18 protein-coding genes and 1 riboswitch are annotated in these 22,646 nt (G+C 63.3%); of the genes, 9 read left to right on the top strand and 9 right to left on the bottom strand.

The window, feature by feature from the left end:
• Window positions 1-30: 30 nt before the first annotated feature.
• Window positions 31-639 carry a TetR/AcrR family transcriptional regulator gene (locus HDIA_RS06365; RefSeq protein WP_099555399.1) on the bottom strand — a complete coding sequence of 203 codons (609 nt, stop codon included), beginning with the start codon at window positions 637-639 and terminating at the stop codon, window positions 31-33.
• 511 nt (window positions 640-1,150) lie between these two features.
• Between HDIA_RS06365 and HDIA_RS06360 the strand changes: the two genes are divergently transcribed.
• From HDIA_RS06360 to HDIA_RS06340, 5 genes are all read left to right on the top strand, one after another.
• Complete coding sequence (locus HDIA_RS06360; protein ID WP_099555398.1) at window positions 1,151-2,704, top strand: undecaprenyl-phosphate glucose phosphotransferase; 1,554 nt, start codon at window positions 1,151-1,153, stop codon at window positions 2,702-2,704.
• Window positions 2,705-3,106: 402 nt separating this feature from the next.
• On the top strand, window positions 3,107-3,832 hold the full coding sequence (locus HDIA_RS06355; RefSeq protein WP_245884186.1) for a WecB/TagA/CpsF family glycosyltransferase: 726 nt from the start codon (window positions 3,107-3,109) through the stop codon (window positions 3,830-3,832).
• A gap of 11 nt (window positions 3,833-3,843) precedes the next feature.
• Complete coding sequence (locus tag HDIA_RS06350; protein ID WP_157775376.1) at window positions 3,844-5,043, top strand: glycoside hydrolase family 5 protein; 1,200 nt, start codon at window positions 3,844-3,846, stop codon at window positions 5,041-5,043.
• A 66-nt stretch (window positions 5,044-5,109) separates the two neighbouring features.
• The gene (locus HDIA_RS06345) at window positions 5,110-6,330 is read left to right on the top strand and encodes a GNAT family N-acetyltransferase (RefSeq protein ID WP_099555395.1); all 1,221 of its coding nucleotides are present in this window, start codon (window positions 5,110-5,112) and stop codon (window positions 6,328-6,330) included.
• A 56-nt stretch (window positions 6,331-6,386) separates the two neighbouring features.
• Window positions 6,387-7,583, top strand: coding sequence for an acyltransferase family protein (locus tag HDIA_RS06340; protein ID WP_099555393.1), 1,197 nt, complete (start codon window positions 6,387-6,389; stop codon window positions 7,581-7,583).
• Between the two features lie 32 nt (window positions 7,584-7,615).
• Here the strand turns inward: HDIA_RS06340 and HDIA_RS06335 are convergent, their stop codons facing one another.
• The 4 genes from HDIA_RS06335 to HDIA_RS06320 all read right to left on the bottom strand — a co-directional run bounded on the left by HDIA_RS06335 (window position 7,616) and on the right by HDIA_RS06320 (window position 13,332).
• Window positions 7,616-9,148 carry a glucosamine inositolphosphorylceramide transferase family protein gene (locus HDIA_RS06335; protein WP_099555391.1) on the bottom strand — a complete coding sequence of 511 codons (1,533 nt, stop codon included), beginning with the start codon at window positions 9,146-9,148 and terminating at the stop codon, window positions 7,616-7,618.
• The gene (locus tag HDIA_RS06330) at window positions 9,145-10,332 is read right to left on the bottom strand and encodes a glycosyltransferase family 4 protein (protein WP_099558744.1); all 1,188 of its coding nucleotides are present in this window, start codon (window positions 10,330-10,332) and stop codon (window positions 9,145-9,147) included. Before HDIA_RS06330 ends, HDIA_RS06335 begins: the two co-directional genes overlap by 4 nt.
• A gap of 62 nt (window positions 10,333-10,394) precedes the next feature.
• On the bottom strand, window positions 10,395-11,774 hold the full coding sequence (locus HDIA_RS06325; protein ID WP_099555389.1) for a lipopolysaccharide biosynthesis protein: 1,380 nt from the start codon (window positions 11,772-11,774) through the stop codon (window positions 10,395-10,397).
• Window positions 11,775-11,901: 127 nt separating this feature from the next.
• A complete protein-coding gene (locus tag HDIA_RS06320; protein ID WP_157775374.1) occupies window positions 11,902-13,332 on the bottom strand; it encodes a hypothetical protein in 1,431 nt (476 codons plus the stop codon).
• Window positions 13,333-13,849: 517 nt separating this feature from the next.
• On the opposite strand from HDIA_RS06320, the gene HDIA_RS06315 reads away from it, so the two are divergent.
• Window positions 13,850-16,198: an exopolysaccharide transport family protein gene (locus tag HDIA_RS06315; RefSeq protein ID WP_099555385.1), complete on the top strand. Its 2,349-nt coding sequence runs from the start codon at window positions 13,850-13,852 to the stop codon at window positions 16,196-16,198.
• Here the strand turns inward: HDIA_RS06315 and HDIA_RS06310 are convergent, their stop codons facing one another.
• The 4 genes from HDIA_RS06310 to ispH are packed head-to-tail and all read right to left on the bottom strand — an operon-like array spanning window position 16,199 to window position 19,555.
• On the bottom strand, window positions 16,199-17,125 hold the full coding sequence (locus tag HDIA_RS06310) for a diacylglycerol/lipid kinase family protein (protein WP_099555383.1): 927 nt from the start codon (window positions 17,123-17,125) through the stop codon (window positions 16,199-16,201).
• Window positions 17,118-17,609 (bottom strand): ribonuclease HI, encoded by a 492-nt coding sequence (rnhA, locus tag HDIA_RS06305; RefSeq protein ID WP_099558743.1) that lies wholly within the window; start codon window positions 17,607-17,609, stop codon window positions 17,118-17,120. The genes HDIA_RS06310 and rnhA overlap by 8 nt, the downstream gene beginning before the upstream one ends.
• On the bottom strand, window positions 17,609-18,571 hold the full coding sequence (locus HDIA_RS06300) for a homoserine kinase (protein WP_099555381.1): 963 nt from the start codon (window positions 18,569-18,571) through the stop codon (window positions 17,609-17,611). The genes rnhA and HDIA_RS06300 overlap by 1 nt, the downstream gene beginning before the upstream one ends.
• Before the next feature lie 12 nt (window positions 18,572-18,583).
• Window positions 18,584-19,555 carry a 4-hydroxy-3-methylbut-2-enyl diphosphate reductase gene (gene ispH, locus HDIA_RS06295; RefSeq protein ID WP_245884185.1) on the bottom strand — a complete coding sequence of 324 codons (972 nt, stop codon included), beginning with the start codon at window positions 19,553-19,555 and terminating at the stop codon, window positions 18,584-18,586.
• 244 nt (window positions 19,556-19,799) lie between these two features.
• Between ispH and HDIA_RS06290 the strand changes: the two genes are divergently transcribed.
• The 3 genes from HDIA_RS06290 (at window position 19,800) to gcvH (ending at window position 22,642) form a co-directional block, all read left to right on the top strand.
• Entirely contained in the window at window positions 19,800-20,369 is a 570-nt protein-coding gene (locus tag HDIA_RS06290; protein WP_099555378.1) for a hypothetical protein, read from the top strand.
• A 435-nt stretch (window positions 20,370-20,804) separates the two neighbouring features.
• Window positions 20,805-20,915, top strand: a riboswitch (glycine riboswitch).
• A gap of 166 nt (window positions 20,916-21,081) precedes the next feature.
• Complete coding sequence (gene gcvT / locus HDIA_RS06285) at window positions 21,082-22,239, top strand: glycine cleavage system aminomethyltransferase GcvT (protein ID WP_099555376.1); 1,158 nt, start codon at window positions 21,082-21,084, stop codon at window positions 22,237-22,239.
• Between the two features lie 31 nt (window positions 22,240-22,270).
• Window positions 22,271-22,642: a glycine cleavage system protein GcvH gene (gene gcvH, locus HDIA_RS06280; RefSeq protein WP_099555375.1), complete on the top strand. Its 372-nt coding sequence runs from the start codon at window positions 22,271-22,273 to the stop codon at window positions 22,640-22,642.
• The last annotated feature ends 4 nt before the right edge of the window (window positions 22,643-22,646 follow it).

Here is a 22,646-nt window from a genome sequence, read left to right as displayed (position 1 = left end):
CCGCCGTTTCCTTCGGCTGGCGGTGAACGCTTAACTGCGGGCCTTGAGACCGTTCAGAACCATCCGGGCGACCCCGCGGGCGGCCGGCACCAAATCCTCGCCGCCGCACTGCTCGATCAGGATCGGGTGCAGGAAGCCGACAAAGCTCATCTTGATCAGGCCACCCGTGAACTCCGGATCGCAAGGAGCGAACTCCCCGGATTCCACGCCTTCCCGGACAAGATCGGCCAGAATCTGGCGGATCGCCTCCGTATGGGCCTCGATCGATTCCCAGTTTTCCTCCATCGCCACCGACACCATGTCGTGCAGGCGCTGGTCATTCATCAGAACCGTCTTGTTGTGGACGTGCAGGTCCACCACGAAACGCTCGATCCGCTCCGAGACCGTGCCTTCGGACTTCGCAATCTGCAGGGCCAACGAGCGAATCTCGCCGGTCACACGCTGACAGATCGCCCCGACGATCGCCGCCTTGGAGGGAAAGAAGCGATAGACATTGGCCGGGCTCATCTTCAGCGCGGAGGCGATGTCCGCCACCGTCGTCTTCTGATACCCGATCCGCCGGAAATGCTCCTCGGCGGTCTCCAGAATATTGGCGCGCGTCTCTTCGGGATCGCTGCGCATCCGCATCAACCGGGACATCCCATCCCACCTGTCTCGTTAAACCACATGCATGCCGCCAGGGACGTGCCTTGAGGCCCGCTCAGGATGCCTGAACCTTGCGGTTTGCGCTCGATGAATTTCGAGGCTTCGGAGACAATCCCCAAAACAGCGCCCCAGCCCATTCGCGCGTGGCATCCCGGCCGTGAATTCAAGTTCTGACGATTATCATCATTCGTCAGTCCTCACATGTCAAGCGGTAAATGTCGGAATTGCAGGATTCTCAAACAAACAATCCTCGCGTGCATATTCGGGCGGCATGGTCAACGCTTCGTCACCAATCGGCCCTATTGGATCAATGGGATTCACCTTTCGCTAGCAATGTCGGCAAATCCGGCCGGGCGACAATCGCAAATGCCGGAAGAGTTAACCCCGCCAAAATGATTGATGGTCCAAATCCATTCAGACGACCGATCGACGGGCCACATGCCCTGCCGAACGTACGGAACTCGCCACGCCTCCGCGCAGACCAAGAAAGACGGAACCGCGCAGCATGACCATGCAGGACAGCACATCGGCTCCCCTCGCCCGTCTGGTCGGGACCTCCGCCGAGGCGCCTGCCAGCGATCGGCGCGCCATCGACAGCCGCAAGGTGGTCCTCGGCAACAAGGCCCGATCCGTCGCAATGTCCTTTCGCGAGGAGGCGATCTCTCCGTCGATCGTCAGCGGCATCGCCGCCATTCTCGATTTTCTCCTGATGATCGCCATCGGCATCGTCGGCCTCAAGGTCTGGACCGACGATTTTTCCTCGATCACGCAAAGCCAGTTTGGCCCGCTGATCGGCGTTCCGATCCTGACGGTCTTCGGCATCCAGGTCATCCAGGACTACAGCATCGGCGCCATCCGCCAGGGTATCCGGCGGGTCGGACGCAGCATCGTGGTCCTGCTGCTGACGATCAGCGCCCTTCTCGCGCTGATGTTCGTCGGCGAGGTCGGCATCGCCATGCCGCGCGACTGGTTGCTGATCTGGGCGGCGAGCCAGCTCGCCTCGCTCGTTCTTTCCTCGCTGATCGTCACGAGCCTCGTGCGGCACTGGACGCACCAGGGCCGGCTGCAGACGAGAGCCGTCATCGTCGGCGGCGGCGCTCCGGCGGAGGATCTCATCAAGGCGGTGGAACGCAACGGGCGCAACGAACTCAAGATTCTGGGCATCTTCGACGATCGCAAGGACGACCGGTCGCCTGAAAACACCGCCGGCTATCCCAAGCTCGGCAACGTGGCCGAACTTGAAGTATTCGCGCGTCTGGCGGCCATCGACATGGTGATCGTCTCGATCCCGCTCAGCGCCGAGGCGCGCCTGCTGCAGATCCTCAAGCGCCTCTGGGTCCTGCCGGTCAATATCCGTCTCAGCGCCCTTTCAAGCCGCATCAAGCTCAGGCCGCGCGCCTATTCCTATATCGCCGGCGTGCCCTTTCTCGATGTCTTCGACAAGCCGATCGTCGGCTGGGACCGGATCGCCAAGCGCATCTTCGATGTCGTCTTCGCGTCCCTGGCGCTCGTCGTCTTCTCGCCCGTCATGATCGCGGCAGCCGCTGCCGTGAAGCTCAACAGTCCCGGTCCGGTCTTCTTCCGGCAGAAGCGCTATGGCTTCAACAACGAAGTTGTCAGCGTCCTGAAATTCCGGTCCATGTATCAAGAAATGGCCGATCCGAAGGCCGAAAGGGTGGTGACGCGCGACGACACCCGGGTCACGACCGTCGGACGTTTGATGCGGCGTACGTCCATCGACGAATTGCCCCAGCTCATCAACGTGCTCAAGGGCGAGTTGTCGCTCGTCGGTCCGAGACCGCATGCGGTCAATGCCCATACGGCGCACAAGCTCTGGGAAGAAGTCGTCGACGGATACTTCGCCCGCCACAGGGTCAAGCCTGGCGTCACGGGCTGGGCGCAGATCAACGGCCTGCGCGGAGAGATCGACAAACCCGAGAAAATTCAGGAACGTGTACAATATGACCTGGAATATATCGACAATTGGTCGATTTTGTTCGATCTTTATATTCTGTTCCTGACGCCGATACGGATCCTCAATCAGGAGAATGCGTATTGACGACTGCCCGCCCCCCCCAAAATCGAGGGCGGGCAAAGTGTTGAAGAGAGGGAAAATTCGACCCGACGAGATCAGGCGACACCAGAGCTATCGGTTTCGACGGAGTTGATTTAAGGTGGTGAACAATTTCTAAAATTCGATACGAATTTTATGAAGCCAAGTTTAGAGTACGATCACCTAGAGATGATGTTACTCAAAGGAAAGCTGGATTTTAACTTGGCCCAAAGCTGATGCGTATATGACTGCTGAAAAGCGTAATGAAGTCCAAGGCAGCGGAGCATGTCGGCGGCTATGTCACTGGAATTTGCAATCACGCACGAGACAGGCATAGGGCAAGCGGCCATCACTGGTCCCTTGGCAGGTGTCTGGCCAAAGGATATCCCCACCGCAACGCTCGGAGGCATGGAGATTGCCGTCATCGACCGGGCGCTGTCTGCTGAGTATATGGCGAATTGGGCAGTAGCGAGGCGCAATTCGGGCAAACCTCCATTTTACATCACGTCGGCCAACGGGCAGGTCATTTCGCTCTGCGCGACCAATCGCGAGGTCAAGGCGCTCTTCGATGACGCCGACCTGATCCACGCGGACGGCTCACCGATGGTCGCGGTCTCCCAGTTCGCCTGTGCACATCCGGTGCCCGAGCGTGCCGCCACGACCGATCTCTTCCATGACGTGGCCGAGGTGGCGCAGCGCGTCGGCGCGAGCTTCTTCCTGCTCGGCGCGCGAGAGGAGATCATCAGGGCGGCGGAGGCCAACGTCCGCAAGCTCTATCCCCATCTCAAGCTGGTCGGAGCGCGGAACGGCTATTTCAAGCGCGAGGAAGAAAGCGCCGTCATCGCGGAGATCAATGACGCCGCGCCGGATATTCTCTGGGTCGGCCTTGGCGTTCCTCTCGAGCAGGCGTTCATCTCTCGCAACCTCATGGCACTGGACCGCGTCGGCCTCGTCAAGACGACGGGCGGTCTCTTCGACTTTCTGTCGAACACCAAGAGCCGCGCGCCCGAGTGGATGCAGCGGATGGGGCTCGAGTGGCTCTACCGCGCAAGCCTCGAACCGACACGGCTCGGCTGGCGGTACCTGACGACCAATCCGCATGCCATGTGGCTGCTCCTGACCAAATCGAAATGAGGATTCTGCCTTTGCGGCCCGTACAGCGTCTTGCAGCCGCGGCTTTCCTTTCGCTCCTCGGTCTGGGCGGCCTGGCCGGCGGCATGCCCGCGTCGGCGGCGGAGGGCTTTCCGGCCTGCCTTGCCGAACGCAGCGGGGGCGTGGCCGCCGATCGCGTGCAGGCGCTGGCCCGTGGCTTCAACATTCCAAGCTGGATGGACCGCCCCGACGGCAAGACGCCGAGCCGCACGGTCCTGCGCCACCTTCGCCTGCTCGGCATGACCCATGTGCGCCTGCCTGTGCGCGGCGAACTCGTCATGGCCCGTTTCATGGACCCTACCGCCGTTGCCGCCCAGCTGAGCGCCCTGCGCGGCGCCCTCTCCCTGCTTCTCGACGAAGGCTATGCGGTCAGCGTCGACCTGCATCCGGGCGGTCCGTTCGCCGACCTCTACAAGTCCGATCCGGAGGCGGCGGCCAAGGCCGTCGAGAATGCCTGGGACAATCTCGCGTCCGTCATCACGCAGTTTCCCCCGGACCGCATCTTTGCCGAAGTCCTGAACGAACCGGTGACCGACGAGGACACCTGGCGGGTGCATCTGCCCCGCTTCCTGGCCCATATGCGCGCGCTGATGCCCGAGACGACGCTGATTGCCGAACCCTACGGGCCGCAGCGGCCCGAAGTTCTTCTCGGCATGAAGCCCGTGGACGATCCGAACGTCGTCTATGCCGTGCATTTCTACGACCCGATGGCGTTCACCCATCAGGGGCTGACGTGGTCGACGGACGCCGACCCGCTGACGCACCTGAAAAACGTTCCCTTCCCGGCCAGCAAGACCGATCCCGCCATTCGCCAGTTGCTCATTGATCTGCGTGCGGAGGGCCATGCGGCCAGTTCGCGGTTTCTCGACAGTTCCCTGTCGCGGGACTGGACACCGCACTCCGCCGATCGGCTGTTCGAGGCGGTTGCCGACTGGTCCGCGAAGAATAACCGGGTGGTCATCCTGAACGAATTTGGCGTCCTGCGCTTTGCCGCCCAACCGGATGATCGTGCCAGGTGGCTGGCGTCCGTGGTCACGGCGGCGGAAGACAAAGGCTGCGTCGGCTGGACGCACTGGGATTTTGCCGACGGTTTCGGCCTGCTCGATCCTTCGACCGGGCTGCCGGATCCGCTGGTCATGAAGGCTCTGTTCGAGCCTGAGGCACTGTTATCCGATCGATCACCCGGCAACTGACACGCATCGCGCGCCGAGGCCGCCGGGCCGGTTTTTGTATCCAGTAATCGACCGAAGGATTCGGGAATGATCGACGTGGCCCACGCTTCAGATGCCGGGTGGGAATTTGCTTCCAGTGCCCTTGGCTGGGATGTCGCATACGATGCCACTCCCGCTATTGCCCAGCACGAAATCGACGCCGCCTCGCTGACCGTCGATGTTTTCGACGACATCACGTCTCCCGCGTTGTGGGCCGAATGGGATGCGCTGGAGGCGACCGGCCATCTGACCGTCTTCCAGAGCCGCTTCTTCATGGAGCACTTTCTCGGGCGAATCCCGCAAGAGCACGGAGCGCGTCCCTATGTGGTGGTCGTCCGGGACAGGGCGGGGCAGCCGCAGGTCCTGATCCCCTTTGTCTGGCGCCGGCGCGGCGCCATGCGCATGCTCGAACTTGCCGATCTCGACCTTTGCGACTATTGCGCCCCAATCCTGGGACCGGCCGCCCGTTTCGACGCCCGCCAGGCCGCCATCATGTGGAAAAAGGTGGTGGCCGCGCTGCCGGCCGCCGATGGCCTTTCCATGAAGAAGATGCCCCGGACCGTGGGGCCGCTGGACAATCCGCTCGCCCTCCTTCCGGACTCGATCATGATGGGGGTCAGCACCTCCGTCGTCCCCATCAGGGACATCGACCTGACGCGGACGAGCGCGCACCGCGACGCGGCGGGCAAGATCCGGAAGATGAAGAAGGAAGGCGACTATGTCTTCCGGCGCGTGACCGATCCGGACGAAGTCGCCCGTGCCGTGAACATCATGATCACGCAGCGCCATCACCGTTGCCGGGAATTGGGGCAGACCAGCAACCTCGACAATCCCAATATCGGTGCCTTCTTTCGCGATCTCGCCGTTGCCGGCGCCGCCAGCGGCCGCACCAGCATGACGACGATCGATTTCGATGGCGCCACCATCGCCACGTTCCTCGGCTTCACCTACCGGGGCCGGTTCAACGGCATCATCACGACGATGGGCGGCAACCAGTATCGGCGTTATTCGCCGGGCTTGTGCAACATGGTCTCGACCCAGGACCTGTGCAAGGAAGAGGGCCTCGAGGTCTTCGACATCGGCGTCGGCGCCCATGCGTACAAGGCACGTTTCGGCGGCACGCCTCTCGATCTATTCGAGTACCACACCCCGCTGACGCTGCGCGGGCATCTGCCGGCCATCAAGAGACGGCTCGTCCGGGACGCGCGCATCTACTTCGACAAGTATCCGGGCCTCAACAGGAAGGTCCGCCGACTTCTGCGCAAGTGACCGTCCTCAGGCCACGGCAACAAGCGGGCACAACGTCTCAAGGAGCCGGAACTGCCATGACGATCGAGCATCCGTCCCTCGCCTCCGGCAAAACCGCGCCATTCCTGGCGGCTGGCACGGTCGTGCCCGCGCTGGACCGCCCGTTCAACGTACCGCTACACGGCCTGCGCGGCGTGGCGGCGCTCGCCGTGCTCTGGAGCCACGTGATCGCGCTGCTGGCCTTTGCGCCGACGGTTCTTGCGCCGTTTCACTATTTCAGCGGCGGAGGGGCCGCGGTCGCCTTCTTCTTCGTGCTCAGCGGGGCCGTTCTGTCCATTTCGCTGAAGCGCTTCACGGCATCGCCCCTTGCCTATGTCGCCTACGGCATCAAGCGGCTGTTCCGCCTCTATCCGCTTCTCATCGTCGCGACGGCTTTCGGGCTCGCCTATGCCTTTCTCCTGCATCCCCTCGTGCGCAATGCGGTCTTCGAGCCGACCTTCTTCGGCCACTACGACGAAAAGCCCGGGCCTTTTCTCATCGTCGCCAGCTTTCTCGGCCTGATCGACAAGGCCAACCCGCCGACCTGGACGATCTTCGTCGAAATGATCGCCTCGGCCATGCTGCCCTTCTTCGTACTTTTCGCCAGAAATCTCGGGCGCGCGGCCATTCTCACGGCGGCGCTTCTCGTGGTCTCCTTTGCCGCCTACCAGATGCCCGACAGCCATGTCCTGCTCTACCGGTGGCCGGTGTTCATGGTGAACTTCGCCGCCGGTATCCTGGTTCTCTTCGTCGCCTATCACTGGCGCGAGACGCTTGCCCGCCTCTCCCAGTCGTTCCGGCTTGTCGCCGTCGCCGCGCTCTTCCTCATCCTCATGAACGGGCGCGAGCTGATGGCGGCCGGTGGCTATCTCTACAAGGGACATGCCGATCCGGTGACCAACCTCTTCGAGATGGCCGTGTCCTTCCTGATCGTGCTCCTGATGATCGACGCGCCTGCGATGCTCGCCAAGTCACCCTTGATGCGGCGCCTCGGCAATCTTTCCTATGGCATCTACCTGCTGCATTTTCCGACGCTCTTCACGATCACCGGGCTGACCGTGCTCGCCGTTGGCAATGACGTCCTTGCCCGGAACACCGGCCTCTTTGCCACGTGGCTGCTCGTCGCGACGACGCTCGTCACCCTGCTTCTGAGCGCGATCACTTGGACATGGCTCGAAGCCCCGATGATCGCGCTCGGGCGACGGATCGCGGCATCAATCTCCAAGCGAGGCTGAGGCAAGACGACGACCAGAAAGCTGGCCGCACGTCAGACGCTTGCGGCGGGCGCCATCCGCTCGTCCACCTTGGCAGCGAGCCAGGGGATCTTGGGCCGATAGGTCGTGCCGTCGATCACCTCGAGCCGGCCGAGGCGATTGTAGGTATGGAGCTTGCGTCCCGGCCACAGCGGCCCCGGACGCACGTGGTGGCGTAGGATCTGCTCGAATCCCCCTTCATCGAGGCGCGTCACCTCCATGACGCCGAGCGCGGAGCCGTAGCCGCCGGAACAGTCCTGCACGGGACGCCAGATCTTGCCCTCCCGCAGCACCATGTCGCCGGCAGGCCGCGCCGTATCGCGGTCGATCAGCACCGGGTTTCCGGCAAGCGGCGTCCAGGGACCGAAGAGATCGGGCGCGTGGAAGATCGACAGGCAGTCCGACCAGCCTCCGGAATCGTCCCAGGTGGCGCAGAACATCCACATCCGCCCGCCGTGCCGGATGATCGTCACATCGGCCGCGACGATGTTGTCCAGCAGGACCGCGCAACGTTCCCAGCGGTCCGGGAAGGAGACGCAGCGATAAAGCGCGACGTCGCGGTTGCCGCCCGTCTCCGGGATCATATAGAGCGCGCCGCCGTGCTCGATCATGAAGGGGTAGGAGAGATGCCAGGGGTCCTCCAGAACCGGCCGCACCGGGCCGACAGGACCTTTGTCATCGAGCTCGACGGCCGAGATGATCCCCTTGCCGACACGGTGGTCGAGGTCCTCGAAAAAGAGGACGGTCTTGCCCTGCCACGTCACTGGAACCGGATCGGCGTAGAAATGATCGCCCGGATCGGAAAGCACGTTCCAGCGCGGTCCCATGAGGTCGCCGCGGTCCAGCACGCCGTCGCCGTCGTTCATGCGCCAGCCGATCCGCCAGTGCGGCGCATGACAGCACAGGCGATAGGCCTCGCGGACGGCGGATGCCGCGATGTGCCTGGCACCGGAGACAAGAGGATTTGCCGGCGAGCGGCCCGGATGGGTCGCCTTGAGCAGCGGCTCGGGCTCTCTGCCGCTGACCAGGGCCTTCAGCAGCCGTTCCGACAGCGTCACGACCCGCGAGCAGACGGCATCGATACCGCCGCGCAGCCCGCCGGATGTTTCCGGCGAGGGATTGGCAAAGGCGAGGATCGTTCCAGCAGCAACGTCCTCGATCTCGATGACCGGGATGCGCCCGGAGAGAATGGCTGAAAAGAGTGCGTCTTCTCCCGGCAGGCCGTCGTAGAGAACGCGCAGATGGCGCGAGCCGGGCGCCGCCTGCAAAGGGGCATCGCCAAGATCGAGGACGATGTCCGGCTTGTCGGTTCCGACAGGCGGGCAGCCGGGGTCCTTGGCCGTATCGGGATCGGCAAGACCCGGCTTCAGCCGATGCAGGACGAGGCGCTCCAGTTCGAGCAGCAGCGAAACGGAGCCGGGAAGCGGCGATCCGCCCTCCCCTTCCGACCAGCGCAGGTCCACGTCCGCAAGCGCGGAAAGCCGCGCGGCCAGCCTTTCATGCCAGCGCCGCAGCCGGACCGGCGAACCGTGAATGGCGACGATCATGCCTTGGCGATCGACATGCCCTTGCCGGGCCGAAGAGCCTTGCGCTCCAGATCGTCGATCAGTTGCACGTAGCCGTCGACCATGGCGTCCAACGAATATTTCGCCTCCAGTTGCCGGCCGGCCGTGACGAGGGAGCGGACAAGAGCCTCGTCGGTGAGAACCTGCCTGATGCCGTTCGTCAGAGCGGGCACATCGGAAGCATCGACGAAAAGCGCACAGGGCTTGCCGTCGACCGAAAGCACCTCTTCCAGAACAGGCAACCGGTTGGCAACGACGGGCACGCCGGCCTGCGCCGCCTCGACACCCGCCAGACCGAATGTTTCCGCGAGCGATGGAAAGACGAAGAGATCGAGCGCGGCCAGAAACTCACCGACGCGTCCGGACGCCACCTCACCGATGAAATGAACGCGGTCGGCAACGCCCACCGACGTGGCCAGCTCGACGAGCGCCGCCTTGTGGCAGCCCTGCCCGGCCACCGCCAGATGCACATCAGGCAGATCGGCAAGAGACTTGATCGGCGCCTCGATGTTCTTCAGCACGTTCAGGCGCGAAACGGTGCCCATCAGGGCGACGTCGACGGGCAGGTCGAACAGGCGGCGAGCCTCCGTCTTGGACAGATCGGTGCTCTTGTCCTGGAACCCGTGCGGCACGTGGACGACCCGGCGGCGATAGCTTGCCGGATAGTTGCTGAATTCCTGCTCCGTCTCGCAGGAATTGCTGACGTTGGCGTGATAGAGACCAAGCATGCCGGCCAGCTTGTCCGACAGCCGCAGCATGCGATTCATGAGGGTCGGCGCGGAGTTCTGGTTGGCGATCACATGGCGCACGCCCGCCAGATGCGCCATCGGCACGCCGAAGAAATTGCCGTAGTGCTGGAAGGTCATCAGCACGTCCGGCCGGAACTTGCGGATTTCGCTCCAGAGCCGCCCGAGGAACTTCATGAACGTCCACGGACCGCTGGGACGCTCCAGGCAGCAGAAGGCGGCGTTCGGCAAATTGTCGAAACTCTCCGTCCGCCGGAAGAAGAAGAGCTGCTGCACGACGTAGCCGCGCGCCTCCAGCCCCTTGCTCAGCAGGCGCGAGATTTCCTGCGCCCCGCCATTTTCGGCCTGTGTCTGGACCAGCATGATCCTTTGCGGGCCGGTGGGCCGGACGGTCTCGTGTTCTTCTGGTCCGACGAGCATATCGTGCAGGACTCCCGGACTGTTTTTCTTTTTTCGGGTCAAGGGATAGGAGATCGTCATTTTCAGACTTTCTTCATAAGCTGCGCCACGGAGGGATCGAGTCCCGTCAGTTTGCGGCACTGACTATTAATGAAGAGCGTAATGCCAACGAAAGTTACGGCGGTCGAAATAGCAGCCCCCATTGTGCCGAAATGCGGGATCAGCAGGTAGAAGCCGAGACAACGCAAAGCAACACTACTGGCAATAATCGTAAGGTAGCGGCCCTCGTGGCCAGTCAGCATCAGGATGGCCGGGGCCGGACCCGCAGCCGCGGCGGCGGCCGTGCCGATGGACAGCACGAGAAGGATCGGAAACTGGCTGACGTATTCGGGGCCGCAAAGCCACAGCGCCAGCTTGCCGAACAGAAGGACGCCGACGATGCCCGCGCCCACGATGATGGCCGTGAACTGCGCCATCCGGTACATGATCTGCGCAAGCTCTTCGTGCTTCTGCGCATAGTATAGCCTCGGAACGTGCCGGGTGCCAAACGTGCCGACGCTGTCGGCGGCCAGAGCAAAGCTGTTGGCCAGCCGGGAGGCGAAGAAATAGGCGCCGGCGGCGACCGGATCGATCAGATAACCGACGATCAGCACCTCGATATACTGGTTCAGGGACTCCATGATGGTGGAGAGCCACATCTTCCAGGAGCGCGAGATCCATTCCTCACGGGCATATTCCGCCTTGGCGGCACGGACGGCGCCGGGAACGGCGCGCCAAATGGCAACGCACTGGATGACAAACGCGACGCCGATGCAGGCGGCCGAGATCAGGAAGAGTTCGCCGGCCGTCAGTTTCACCGCACCGATCATCATCCCGATGAGCACCACGACCACCAGCAGCCGCCAGGTGATCTCGCGGTGACCGCTGGCCACGAAGATATTGACGATGGCCCGCGCGGCGTAGGAGGTATGCTGCTGCAGCGTATTGATCACGAGGAAGATGCCGAGCCCGGCCGCAAAGACGATGTCGCCGGTCTGCTCGTCCTGAAAGACGAACAGCGCCAGGCCGACCAGCAGCGACATGCCGATCGTGATCACGAAGCCCGAAAGCAGCGCTCCCTTGGCGAGAGCCCAGCGCCTTGAGGCGACGTATTCGTTCCAGGTCCTGACGATCAGCAATTCCTGGCCGAAGACGGCCACGACGGAGGCGATCGAAGCCAGCGAGAACCAGACGGCGAAGCGGCCGAATTCATAGGAGCCAAGAGCGCGCGCGGAAACGGACAGGAAGAGAATGGAGGCTACCGCGCTCGCCACCTTCAACAGCATCACGCCGAAGATGCCGTGATTGCCCTTGTCGGCAATATAGGCGCGCGCCATCGCAAGAAGACCCTGAAGTGAGGAGCGCAGCCCGCTCTGGTCCTTCTCCCCCGGATGGGATCCTATCAGTTGGCTTTCTTCGGTCATTCAGGTCCGTTTCTACTAACCGACACGCAGATACACCCTGACGACGGTCATCGTCATCGCGCAATCGAAATTGTCCGCACAAGACCAGCCGCTAACCCTGCGACAGCGCTTGTATCGCGGCTTTGGCTCAGGCAGGTGACAGGTACCCCGCCACGTCACGCCCGGATGAGCGCACCGGCGGGGACAAGGCACGATGATCGGAAGGACGCAGGACAACCTCGAGAGCACCGGTCCGCGCGGCGGAACCGATTGCAAGTCCTGCAAATGAAATCATCAGCCCAAGTGACAGCGGCGAAAATAACGCCTCCTCCTGAAACAATCCGTTCACAAGAATGGCAAACAGACCGTAAGCCGCAATGCAATATTGCGGATGCCGCAATTTCACGAACATCCGCCACACAGTAAACCCAACCCAGCCATAGAACCCGATGACGACGAAGGCGGCTATTCCCATCTGGAACAGAATAACGCCGATGGCGCTTTCCACTGCAGTTTCGGTTTCGCCCTCGTTCTGCGCCGCCTCCCAGTCCAGCTTGCCGAAGTCGACCGCAAGATTGCCGCCGGCACCCAGTCCTCGTCCGATCGGATTGGACAGAAAACCTTTCAGGCCGCCGATCAACCCCAGCACATGATAATCCCTGACCTTGATACCACTGATGATGACGAAAGTGCAGTAGGCGATCATCAACAGTCCGAACAAAACGAGGGCGAAACGGCCTTCGAACAGTCCGTTCAGCAGCGCCATGAACACCGTCACGGCCACGACGACGAGGGCGCCCTTGGCGCTGGTGAAGACGAGGATCGGAAAGATCAGCATGAAGAGGCCGAAGCGGCGGTTGGCGAAGCTGAAGAGAGACAGGAAACAGAGCGCGTAGGCGTAGCTGATCGAGTGGATGTTCGGCCCGTTGAGGCGAAGAACGCTCAAATCGAGATCGGCGAGCAAGGGGGTGTTGAAGAGCGTGACCCTGAACTGGTCCGTCAGACCGGTCATGACCTGCCGATGGATGGCGGCGACACGGTAATAATAGCCGACTTCACGGAAAGCCGTGGTGTTCCAGTAGGCGTAATTGGAGTAGTTTGTGAGCTGGAGCCATTCATCGCGGAAAAAGAACTCGAAATACCCGAGCAAGACGATCAGTACCGCGACGACGATGAAAGGGACTGTCACCTTCGGGCGGTGCGAATAGGCGATTGTCATCGTCACCTGGAAGACCATCAACGGGACGGCGATGTTGCGCAGGTAGATGATCGCGCCCTGCCCGTTCTTGATGAGGCCAAATGCGAAATAGACGCCGACGACCAGAAGAACGATCGTGCTGGCATAGAAATAGCGCATGAACAGCGCGTTGTAGCGCTGCCGCTGAAACAGCACCCCGAACCAGTAGAACAGGAAAAAGATCACCAGCGTCAGGAAGTTGAAGCCGCGGACGAAGTTGAATGTCTCGAGCGACTGGATCAACGGCGACGTCATGGAAACGAAGAGATTCTGGAAGAGCGCGGAGATCAGGATGACCGCCGGGATCGACTTCGGGATGAAGTTGGCGACCAGCAGCGCCACGATGACGGCCATCAGGATGGCGAAGATCTTGTTGATGTCGCTGAGGACGATCGGCAGCGCCGTCACGAAGAAGCCGATCGAGAGAACGGCCAGGGAATGGACGAAATGGTACCCGAGAAGGCCGAAGCGCCCATCGATACGCGGTGCCTTTTCGGCAGCGGAATGGATACCTGCGGCGAACACGCGGCCAACTCCAGGCAAGAACCGCGTTCCCCGCCGGCATCCGAAGGCCGGTCAGGCGAAGCGCAATTGAACTGTCGTCATTCACCTACGCGCGCATTTAATGTCACGTTGCCAGTGTTCATCAACCGTTCGGCATGGATAACTGAATCTTAACAGCGCAGTGTTTTATTCACCATAAAGCTGGTCATCACGGCATTGCCGCCGCGAGGCGGATTTGCATGTCGGAACTGAATTTCGGCCACCCGGCGAAGGGCCCGTCGCCATCGACGGACAAAAGATACTTGCAAACAGGCGGTACTCTTCCGCCTGATCGGATTTGGTGAGGGGCTAAGTCATGCGTCGGCAGGACAATTTCGATTGGGAGTCCCCGGCTGCAGAGCAGTCAGAGCCAACCATCTCGGACGGTCTCATCGATCCGCTAGCCCTTCTGCGCTTCCTGTCGACCTATTTCTGGCGGGCGGTCAAGTTCTCCATCGTCGCCCTCATCCTGGCCTTCGCCATCTACTACGTGATGCCGGTCAAGTATTCCGCGACAGCTCTCGTCTTCGTCGATCCGCGCACGCCGCGCATCACCGCCAACGAGGACGTGCTGCCCGGCATCGGCAACGATGCCATCGCGCTGGAAAGTCTCGTCCAGGTCGCCAAGTCGGACGGCTTCCTGAGGCCGTTGATCGAGAAGCTGAAGATCGCGGACGATCCCGAATTCAACAGCAAGTCCTTTCTCTCCGGCAAGGCTCCGACCGAACTCGCCCTCCTTTCCCGCTTTGCCAAGCAACTGACGATCGAGCGGCGCGGCATCACCTATGTGGTCGAGGTCACGTTTACGTCGAAAAATCGCGAGAAGGCGGCGCTCTATGCCAATGCGGTCGCCGAAACCTTCGTGTCCCAGCAGACGGGCACCCGCATCCAGGCGGCGACCGAGGCCGCCGACTGGCTGAAGGAACGCCTGTCCAGCCTCGCCAACGCCGTGAACACATCCGAAGCGGCGGTTGCGGCCGCCCGCGCCGAATATGGCATCGTCGACGCCGGCAACTCGACGACCGTTCGCGAACGGGAGATGAGCGATCTGGTACAGCAGGTGGCCCTCGCGCGGTCGAATGCGGAACAGGCGCTGGCGCGCTACCAGCAGGCCCGCGACAACGCCAGCAATCCGCTGGCCGACACGGGCGCCGATACGTCCGGGTCGTCCGTCATCTCCAATCTTCGCCTGCAGCATGCGCAAATCCAGCGCCAGATCGCCGACCAGAGCCTCATCTACGGCGACCGGCATCCCAAGCTCCTGGCGCTCAAGGCGCAGCTTTCCAGTACGGAAAAGCAGATCACGGCGGAACTCAATCGCCAGATCTCGCTGGCGGAGCGCGCCGCGAATGCCGCGCGCGAACAGCAGTTCGCCCTTGAAAAGCAACTCGCTTCGCTTGAGTCCAGGGCCTCCGATACCGATGGAGCGCTGGTCAAGGTGCGGGCTCTCGAGCGGGAGGCTGACGCCAACCGCAGGCTCTACGAAGAGTTCCTCTCCCGCTTCAAGCAGGCCAATGAGCAGAGTTCGCTGCAAAATTCCGAGGCCCGCGTCGTCTCGCCGGCGACGCCGCCACTCAAGTCCACCCGCTTCAGCCCGATCATCGTCGCCATCGGCGGCCTGATGCTGGGCGTCGCCGGCGGATATGGCTCGGCGCTTCTCGGCGAGGCCCTCACGACGGCCGGACTGCTCAAACGCCGCGCGGCGAAGACCCGGAACGGCGGCAGAACGCCGCCGCCGGCGCCAGAGCGTGACCGGGCCGGCCGACGGGAGACGGCCGAGGCAACGGCCCCCAAACGGGCGGAGCCTGCGGCAAAACCGACGATGGAGGCGCCTGACCAGAAGAGCCGGTTCGCCGCGGCGGAGACCGAGCGCGCGGCGGAGACCGAGCGCGCAGCAGAGACACCGGCGGGCAGCCGGAAGGAACGTTTCCTCGCACACCTTTCGAAGCTGCGGGAGAAGGCCGGGGTTGCCGACGGCACTGCAGGTCAACAGGCGCCCTATTCCCTGTCGGCGGCCGCCAATCGCGAAACGCGGGACTGGGCCCATGCCGATCCGATCGGCGAGATCGTCCGGCCCTGGATGGATCTGATTGCCGGTGCCGGCAACGATGCGATCCCGCGCCAGTTCATTCTCGTGGCCGGCGCCACGGCGAAGGCCCCGCATGCGGCGGTCGCGCGGAGCCTTGCCCGCAGCGCCGCCAATTCAGGGTTCGAGACGCTGTTGATCACCAATGGCGAGCCCGAAGCTGCCACGCAAAGACCGACGCTCGCCGACGTCATCGACGGCAATGCCGAACTGCTCGAAGCTCTGCAACTGCAGAAGAATGTGCCGCTGTCGATCCTTCCGCTCGGCGACTTCCAGTCCAGCAAGAAGGCGATCGCCCGCCTTGGCGATGTGGACTTCCTCGATTTCATGGAGTTGCTGAGGGGATACGCCGAAGTCATCGTATTCGACGCACCGCCGACCGGCAACGAACGGGCCCTGCGTCCGCTCGTCAGCCAGGTGGATGCCGTGATGATGGTCAAGCGATCCGGAGCCGAGGCGCCGGTTGCCGAGCGTGCGCTCGCCGCGCTTGAGCCGCACGAGGACTGCCACTGCCAGATCGTTCTGTGCACCGAGGAAGAAGCCGAGGAATCCGCCCGGCTGGACCCTGAACCGGTCTGATCAGGGGACGACCACGCTGAGAAGACGGGGATGGGCCCGGATCGGAGCGTCGGTTGTGTCCATGGCATCGCCGTCGATCTGCATGGCGATCCCCTGCCCCGACATCCGGACTTCCGTCATCGGCCGGTCTCCCACCGAGGCGAGACGGTCAAGCCGCCCGAGGCCGAGCATCACCGCCGCCTTCAGCAGGGTGAGCGGGCGGTCGTCGGCGAGCGTCACGAGGCGCAGGCCGGGCATGGTCACGCCGGTCTTCGTGGTGATCGACATCGGCCCGCCGTAGCAGCGGGCGGTCGTTGCGACGGCAATCCGGCACACGATCCGTTCGCCGTCGGCATCCACCAACACGTCCCTGCCCTTGCGCGCCATTGCCAGACGTAGGGCCGCAAAGGCATAGGCCAGAGCGCCGTAGCGCTGCTTCAAGGCCGGATCTACCGCATGAACGACCGCGCCGTCGAAGCCCGCCGAGGCCATCAGCAGAAAGGCACGGTCGCCGATCTGGCCGAGATGGAGGGGCGCCAGGCGGCGGCGGCGCAGCATCCGCGCGATCGGACTGGCGTGAAACGGCAGCTTCAGTTCCCGGGCGAGCACATTGGCCGTGCCGAACGGCAGAACCGCCAGAGCCGGCGGACTGCCCGACCGGCGCACGAGACCGTTGACCGCCTCGTTGAGCGAGCCGTCGCCGCCGGCAACGACCAGTGTCGTTACGTCTTCCGGCAGCGTCTCCGCAAGCGTCCTGAGTTCCCCGGCCCGCGACGTCAGGTGAAGGTCGACCGCGACGCCCTTCGCGCGCAGTTGAGCGATCATCTTTTCCAGCCGCCGCCGGTGGAATGTCCCGGATATGGGATTGGCGACGACGAGCGTCCTTCCGGTCTCGCTGCCGGTCAGAAGGTCGGGGCGGTCCGCAAAGGCCTGCGAATGATCATTCATCGGCAACGCCCCCGGCAGCGCGGGCGGAAGACTTGAGAAACGGCTTCATGCCCTTGCGCGCAAGCTCGTCGGCCCGCTCGTTCATGTCATGGCCCGCGTGGCCCTTGACCCAGTGCCAGCTAACGTCATGCCGGTCACGGGCCTCTTCGAGGCGCTGCCAGAGATCCGCATTCTTGACCGGCTTCTTGTCTGCGGTCCGCCAGCCGTTGCGCTTCCAGTTGTGGATCCAGCCGGAGATGCCGCCCTTCACATACTGGCTGTCGGTGTGAAGCTCGACCTTGCAGGAGCGCTTCAGGGCGTCGAGCGCCTCGATGGCCGCGGTCAGCTCCATGCGATTGTTGGTCGTCTGGGCCTCGCCGCCGCAAAGCTCGCGCGTTTTCTCGCCATAGGTGAGGATTGCGCCCCAGCCGCCGGGTCCCGGATTTCCGGAACAGGCCCCGTCCGTATAGATCACCACGGTTTTTGCGTCCTCACCGCCGCTCATCATGCGACCCCATAGGCAGCAAGACTTGTGACATCGCGATGAAAGCGCAGTTTATAGAGGTATTCCAACGGGTTCTTCGGCACCACCAACGCGCCCGGCGGAACGCTCAGCCAGTCGTAGAGGCGGGTGAGGAGGAATCGCAGCGCCGAGCCCCGGGCCAGCAGCGGCAATGCCTCCTGCTCGGCCTTGCTCAGCGGGCGGCGGCGCTGATAACCGGCGACCATCGCCCTTGCCTTGGTGACATTGAACTGGCGATCCGGCTCGAAGCACCACGCGTTGATGCAGATGGCAAGATCGTAGGCGAGCAGGTCGTTGCAGGCGAAATAGAAGTCGATCAGCCCCGACAGTGTCTCGCCGAGGAAGAAAACGTTGTCGGGGAAGAGATCGGCGTGGATCACACCCGTCGGCAGATCGCGCGGCCAGCACGCCTCCAGAGCGTCGAGTTCGCGTTCCAGTTCGTTGCGAAGCCCCGGCAGGACCTCGTCCGCCCGCTCGCGCGACAGGTCGAACAGCGGTCGCCAACCAGACACCGACAGCGCATTCTCGCGCGTCAGGTCGAAATCGCGGCCCGCGGCATGAAAATCCGCCAGCACCTCGCCAACCTGAGTGCAATGGCTGACGCGCGGCCGACGCACCGACATACCGTCGAGAAAGGTGACGATGGCCGCCGGCCGGTCGGCAAGGCGCCCGAGTGCCTCTCCGGATTTCGCCTTGACCGGCGTCGGGCAATTCAGACCCTTGGCGGCGAGATGGTCCATGAGACCCAGGAAGAACGGCAGATCGCCTTCGTTCACCCGCTTCTCGTAAAGCGTCAGGATGTACTGGCCGGCCTGCGTGCGCAGCAGGAAGTTCGAATTTTCCACCCCCTCCGCGATGCCCTTGAAGGAGACGAGAGTGCCGAGATCATAGCCGGCCACGAAAGCGGCCAGTTCCTCGTCGGAAACATCGGTGTAGACCGCCATATCGGGTTCCGGTCACTCGGCTGCGGGCTGGCGCAATTCGCGCGGCAGGTTGAAGGCAATGGTCTCGTCGGCAGTCCGCACCGTCTCGACCGTGATGTCGAAGCGTTCGGCAAAGGCGTCGATGACCTCTTCCACCAGCACTTCCGGCGCCGAGGCGCCCGCCGTGATACCGACCGTGCGAATGCCGGCAAGACGTTCCCAGTTGATCTCATCGGCCCGCTGGATCAGCACGGCATGGGCGCAGCCGGCCCGCTCGGCCACCTCGCGCAGACGCTGGGAATTGGAGGAATTGGGAGCGCCGACGACGATCATTGCCTCCACGTCCGGCGCGATCTGGCTGACCGCTTCCTGCCGGTTGGTGGTGGCATAGCAGATGTCGTCCTTGTGCGGGGCGTGGATGCCCGGAAAACGGCGTGTGAGCACGGCAACGACCGCACGCGTGTCCTCCACCGAGAGCGTCGTCTGCGTGATCCAGGCGAGTTCCTTGCCCTCCGGCGGCGTGACCGTTTCGGCATCGGCTTCCGTTTCCACCAGCGTCACGGCGCCGACGGGAAGCTGGCCCATGGTGCCGATCACTTCCGGATGACCCGCATGGCCGATCAGGATGATGTGCCGGTTGCGGCGAAAGTGAATCTCGGCCTCGCGGTGCACCTTGGAGACGAGCGGACAGGTCGCGTCGAGGAAGAACATGTCTCGGGCGCTCGCCGCCGCGGGGACCGACTTCGGCACGCCGTGCGCGGAAAAGACCACCGGCTTTTCGGTCACCGGGATCTCGTCGAGTTCCTCCACGAAGACGGCGCCCTTCCGGCGCAGCTCCTCCACCACGTATTTGTTGTGGACGATCTCGTGGCGCACATAGACGGGGGGACCGAAGCGCTCGATTGCCAGTTCCACGATCTGGATCGCCCGGTCGACGCCGGCACAGAAGCCGCGCGGTGCGCAAAGCTTGATGGTCAGCGGAGACTTGGTCGCGGATAGGGTCACATCGAGCCTCGAGTGTTGATCCGTCAGGCATGACCGGGTCATGACCGGGTCAGAGCCGGCCACCTGATCACTGTTCCGTCCGTATTGGCGGTCAGTCGCTCAACCTGTCAAGAGGCCGCTGGCCAGGCAGGCAAGGCGGCGGCCGCACGTGCGGTCCTCCACAGCCCCCTGCAGCGCGATGTATGCAAGTGGTCGCCAAGTCGGCGCGCCTCTGCTATAGGCGCTGCCAGGAGGAGTGTCACGAATGGTTTCTATTGTCCGTCGCCCCGCGTTCGCCGCCCTTGTCCTTGTAACAGCCGCCCTGTTGTCGGGCTGCTCCGGCAAGTCGGTCCGGTCTCTCATTCCGGGCAACGTGACGCCCGCAGAAGAGGCCAAGCTTCGCCAGCAGTTCGCGGTCGTCGCCATCTGCCCCAACGTGCTGGTCCGCGACGGAACGAATGTCCTCACCTCCTATGAGCGCGGCAAGGACGGCGACCCGAAGGCGCTGCGCTATCAGGCGACGATCACCGACACGGCGCGCGAGTGCCACACCAATCCCGCCGATGGAAACACGGCGATCAAGGTGGGCATCGGCGGCCATTTCATCCTGGGTCCGACGGGCACCCCCGCATCCGCGACATTGCCGCTGCGTGTCGTCGTCCTGCGCGACGGCAGCGAGGTCCTCTATTCGCAACTCTTCAAGATCCCCGCTTCCGCGACGCCAACCGATGCCAATACCCTCTGGACCCAGGTCGTCGACGGCATCTCCATTCCGCCGGACAAGACGAGCGGCGCCGTGCAGATCCTGATCGGCTTCGACGAGAGCGGCAAATAGGCCGGACGCCCGCCGTTTCTTCGGGCGCCGCGATCGATTGAGGACAGGAGTGTCCGAGTTCGCGGCCGCCCGATTGAATTTTGCTTGAGCGCATGGGATGACCGCCCTGTCAGCGACTTGAGCAGCGTCGTCAGAACGCTGTTTGCGTCGTCGCACGCCCCTGCTCGTTGCGCCGATACACGCTGATCATCCGGAACTTGCCCTTCAGAAAATCGTGTTGTGCCGGCGACAAGATATCGTCCGCATCAAGACGAGCACCTTCCGCATGCGGCGATGCGGATCGTGCATTCGCCCGAAAATCCGGGCCATGCGGTTGGCGTTGGCCGACCCGATCCTCATCCTCCGGGCCGGACACGGCTCATCGGCGCTTGCGCATTGGAATGTCAGCGCAGTTTCCATTGACAACGCCGATCATATAATTGATCATTCCAATTAGCAGGCTACGCGGGAGAGATCGTTGGCAGCAGGGCAAGGCTCCTGTTCGACAACGGCGCCGAAGGAGCAACCGCCCCGGAAACTCTCAGGCAAATGGACCGCGGCAGCCTCGACTGAACTCTGGAAAGCAGCAGCCGCGTGCAATGCACGGCTGTTCACCGAAGGCGAAACCGGATCTGCCCGAACGGGTGACCGGGAATCTCTCAGGTCCATGACAGAGGGGGCGTTGGTTCCAATGCATGGGACCATGACGCACTCTGACCGACGGATCCTGACAATGGCCCTGCCAGCAGAAACTTCCGAGCACGACCTTCCCCTGCGGACACCGCTTCATGCGGCTCATGTCGCGCTGGGCGCACGCATGGTGCCCTTCGCCGGCTACGACATGCCGGTGCAATACGAGGGCATTCTTGCCGAGCACACCTGGACGCGCGAGCACGCCGGCCTCTTCGACGTCTCGCACATGGGTCAGGCCTTTCTCGTCGGGCCGGACCATGAGACCACTGCCAAGGCGCTTGAAGCCTTCGTGCCGGCCGACATGCTCAACCTTGCGCCCGGCGCGCAGCGCTATACGCAGTTCCTCAACGAAGCCGGCGGCATGATCGACGACCTGATGGTCCATCGCTCTGCCGATCCGGCTGACGACGGCCGCCTGTTCCTCGTCGTCAACGCGTCGTGCAAGGCCGATGATTTCGCGCTTCTCCAAGGCGGATTGCCTTCATCCGTGAGCCTTCAGATCGTTGAGGATCGCGCCCTCGTCGCCTTGCAGGGTCCGGAGGCGGTCCTCGTCCTAACGCGGCTCGGCGCCAATGTCGCCGACATGGCCTTCATGTCGGCCGGCCCCATTGCCATCGGCGGGATCGACTGCCACGTCAGCCGCTCAGGCTACACGGGCGAGGACGGGTTCGAGATTTCGGTCCGCGACGACAAGGCTGAGGCGCTCTGGTCGCTGCTGATGGCCGACGCCGCCGTCAAGCCCGTTGGTCTTGGCGCGCGCGACTCCCTTCGCCTTGAGGCCGGGCTCTGCCTCTACGGTCACGAGCTTGACGAGACGACCTCGCCGATCGAGGCAGGCCTTCTCTGGTCGATCCAGAAGCGCCGCCGCACCGAAGGCGGTTTTCCGGGTTTTACGCGCATCGCCGGCGAAATCGCCAACGGCCCCTCGCGCCTTCGCGTCGGCCTGAAGCCGCAGGGCCGCGCGCCGGCCCGCGAGGGCACCGAAATCCAGGACACGAACGGCAATGTCATCGGCATCGTCACCTCGGGCGGCTTCGGCGCCACCGTCGGCGGGCCCATCGCCATGGGCTACGTGCCGCCCGCCTTCTCGGCGCCCGGAACGGCGGTCAATCTCATCGTGCGCGGCAAGCCGCTCGCCGCCGAGGTAACCGCCCTGCCCTTCGTGCCGAACCGCTTTTTCCGCAAACCCAAATCCTGATCCACGACCTATTTCGACCAGGGACATCATCATGACCGTCTATTTCACCGAAGACCACGAATGGATCTCCGTCGACGGCGAGGCCGCCACCGTCGGGATCACGACCTATGCGCAGGCCCAGCTCGGCGACATCGTCTTCGTCGAGGTGCCCGAGGTGGGCAAGGCTCTCAAGAAGGGCGACGAGGCCGCCGTGGTGGAATCCGTCAAGGCGGCGAGCGAGGTCTATGCCCCGGTAACCGGCACGGTGACCGAGGCGAATACCGCTCTTGCCGATGCACCCGAGACCGTCAATGCCTCACCGGAGGCCGACGGCTGGTTCATGAAGCTGACGCTTGCCAACCCGGCCGAACTGGATGGCCTCATGGACAAGGCCACCTACGACGCCTTCGTCGCCGGCCTCTGAGCGA

The sequence above is a fragment of the Hartmannibacter diazotrophicus genome, assembly GCF_900231165.1.
In the GTDB taxonomy this organism is placed as follows: Bacteria; Pseudomonadota; Alphaproteobacteria; order Rhizobiales; family Pleomorphomonadaceae; genus Hartmannibacter; species Hartmannibacter diazotrophicus.
This window is presented reverse-complemented; position numbering and strand designations above follow the sequence as displayed.

Bases quoted from the DNA above. Each gene is read 5' to 3' on its own strand.
- HDIA_RS06330 (WP_099558744.1), bottom strand. From the start codon at position 10,332: ATGCTCGTCGGACCAGAAGAACACGAGACCGTCCGGCCCACCGGCCCG.
- rnhA (WP_099558743.1), bottom strand. From the start codon at position 17,609: ATGAGCGGCGGTGAGGACGCAAAAACCGTGGTGATCTATACGGACGGG.
- HDIA_RS06325 (WP_099555389.1), bottom strand. From the start codon at position 11,774: ATGACCGAAGAAAGCCAACTGATAGGATCCCATCCGGGGGAGAAGGAC.
- HDIA_RS06315 (WP_099555385.1), top strand. From the start codon at position 13,850: ATGCGTCGGCAGGACAATTTCGATTGGGAGTCCCCGGCTGCAGAGCAG.
- gcvT (WP_099555376.1), top strand. From the start codon at position 21,082: ATGGCCCTGCCAGCAGAAACTTCCGAGCACGACCTTCCCCTGCGGACA.
- HDIA_RS06340 (WP_099555393.1), top strand. From the start codon at position 6,387: ATGACGATCGAGCATCCGTCCCTCGCCTCCGGCAAAACCGCGCCATTC.
- gcvH (WP_099555375.1), top strand. From the start codon at position 22,271: ATGACCGTCTATTTCACCGAAGACCACGAATGGATCTCCGTCGACGGC.
- HDIA_RS06290 (WP_099555378.1), top strand. From the start codon at position 19,800: ATGGTTTCTATTGTCCGTCGCCCCGCGTTCGCCGCCCTTGTCCTTGTA.
- HDIA_RS06360 (WP_099555398.1), top strand. From the start codon at position 1,151: ATGACCATGCAGGACAGCACATCGGCTCCCCTCGCCCGTCTGGTCGGG.
- HDIA_RS06365 (WP_099555399.1), bottom strand. From the start codon at position 639: ATGTCCCGGTTGATGCGGATGCGCAGCGATCCCGAAGAGACGCGCGCC.
- HDIA_RS06345 (WP_099555395.1), top strand. From the start codon at position 5,110: ATGATCGACGTGGCCCACGCTTCAGATGCCGGGTGGGAATTTGCTTCC.
- HDIA_RS06355 (WP_245884186.1), top strand. From the start codon at position 3,107: ATGGAGATTGCCGTCATCGACCGGGCGCTGTCTGCTGAGTATATGGCG.
- HDIA_RS06335 (WP_099555391.1), bottom strand. From the start codon at position 9,148: ATGATCGTCGCCATTCACGGTTCGCCGGTCCGGCTGCGGCGCTGGCAT.
- HDIA_RS06310 (WP_099555383.1), bottom strand. From the start codon at position 17,125: ATGAATGATCATTCGCAGGCCTTTGCGGACCGCCCCGACCTTCTGACC.
- HDIA_RS06300 (WP_099555381.1), bottom strand. From the start codon at position 18,571: ATGGCGGTCTACACCGATGTTTCCGACGAGGAACTGGCCGCTTTCGTG.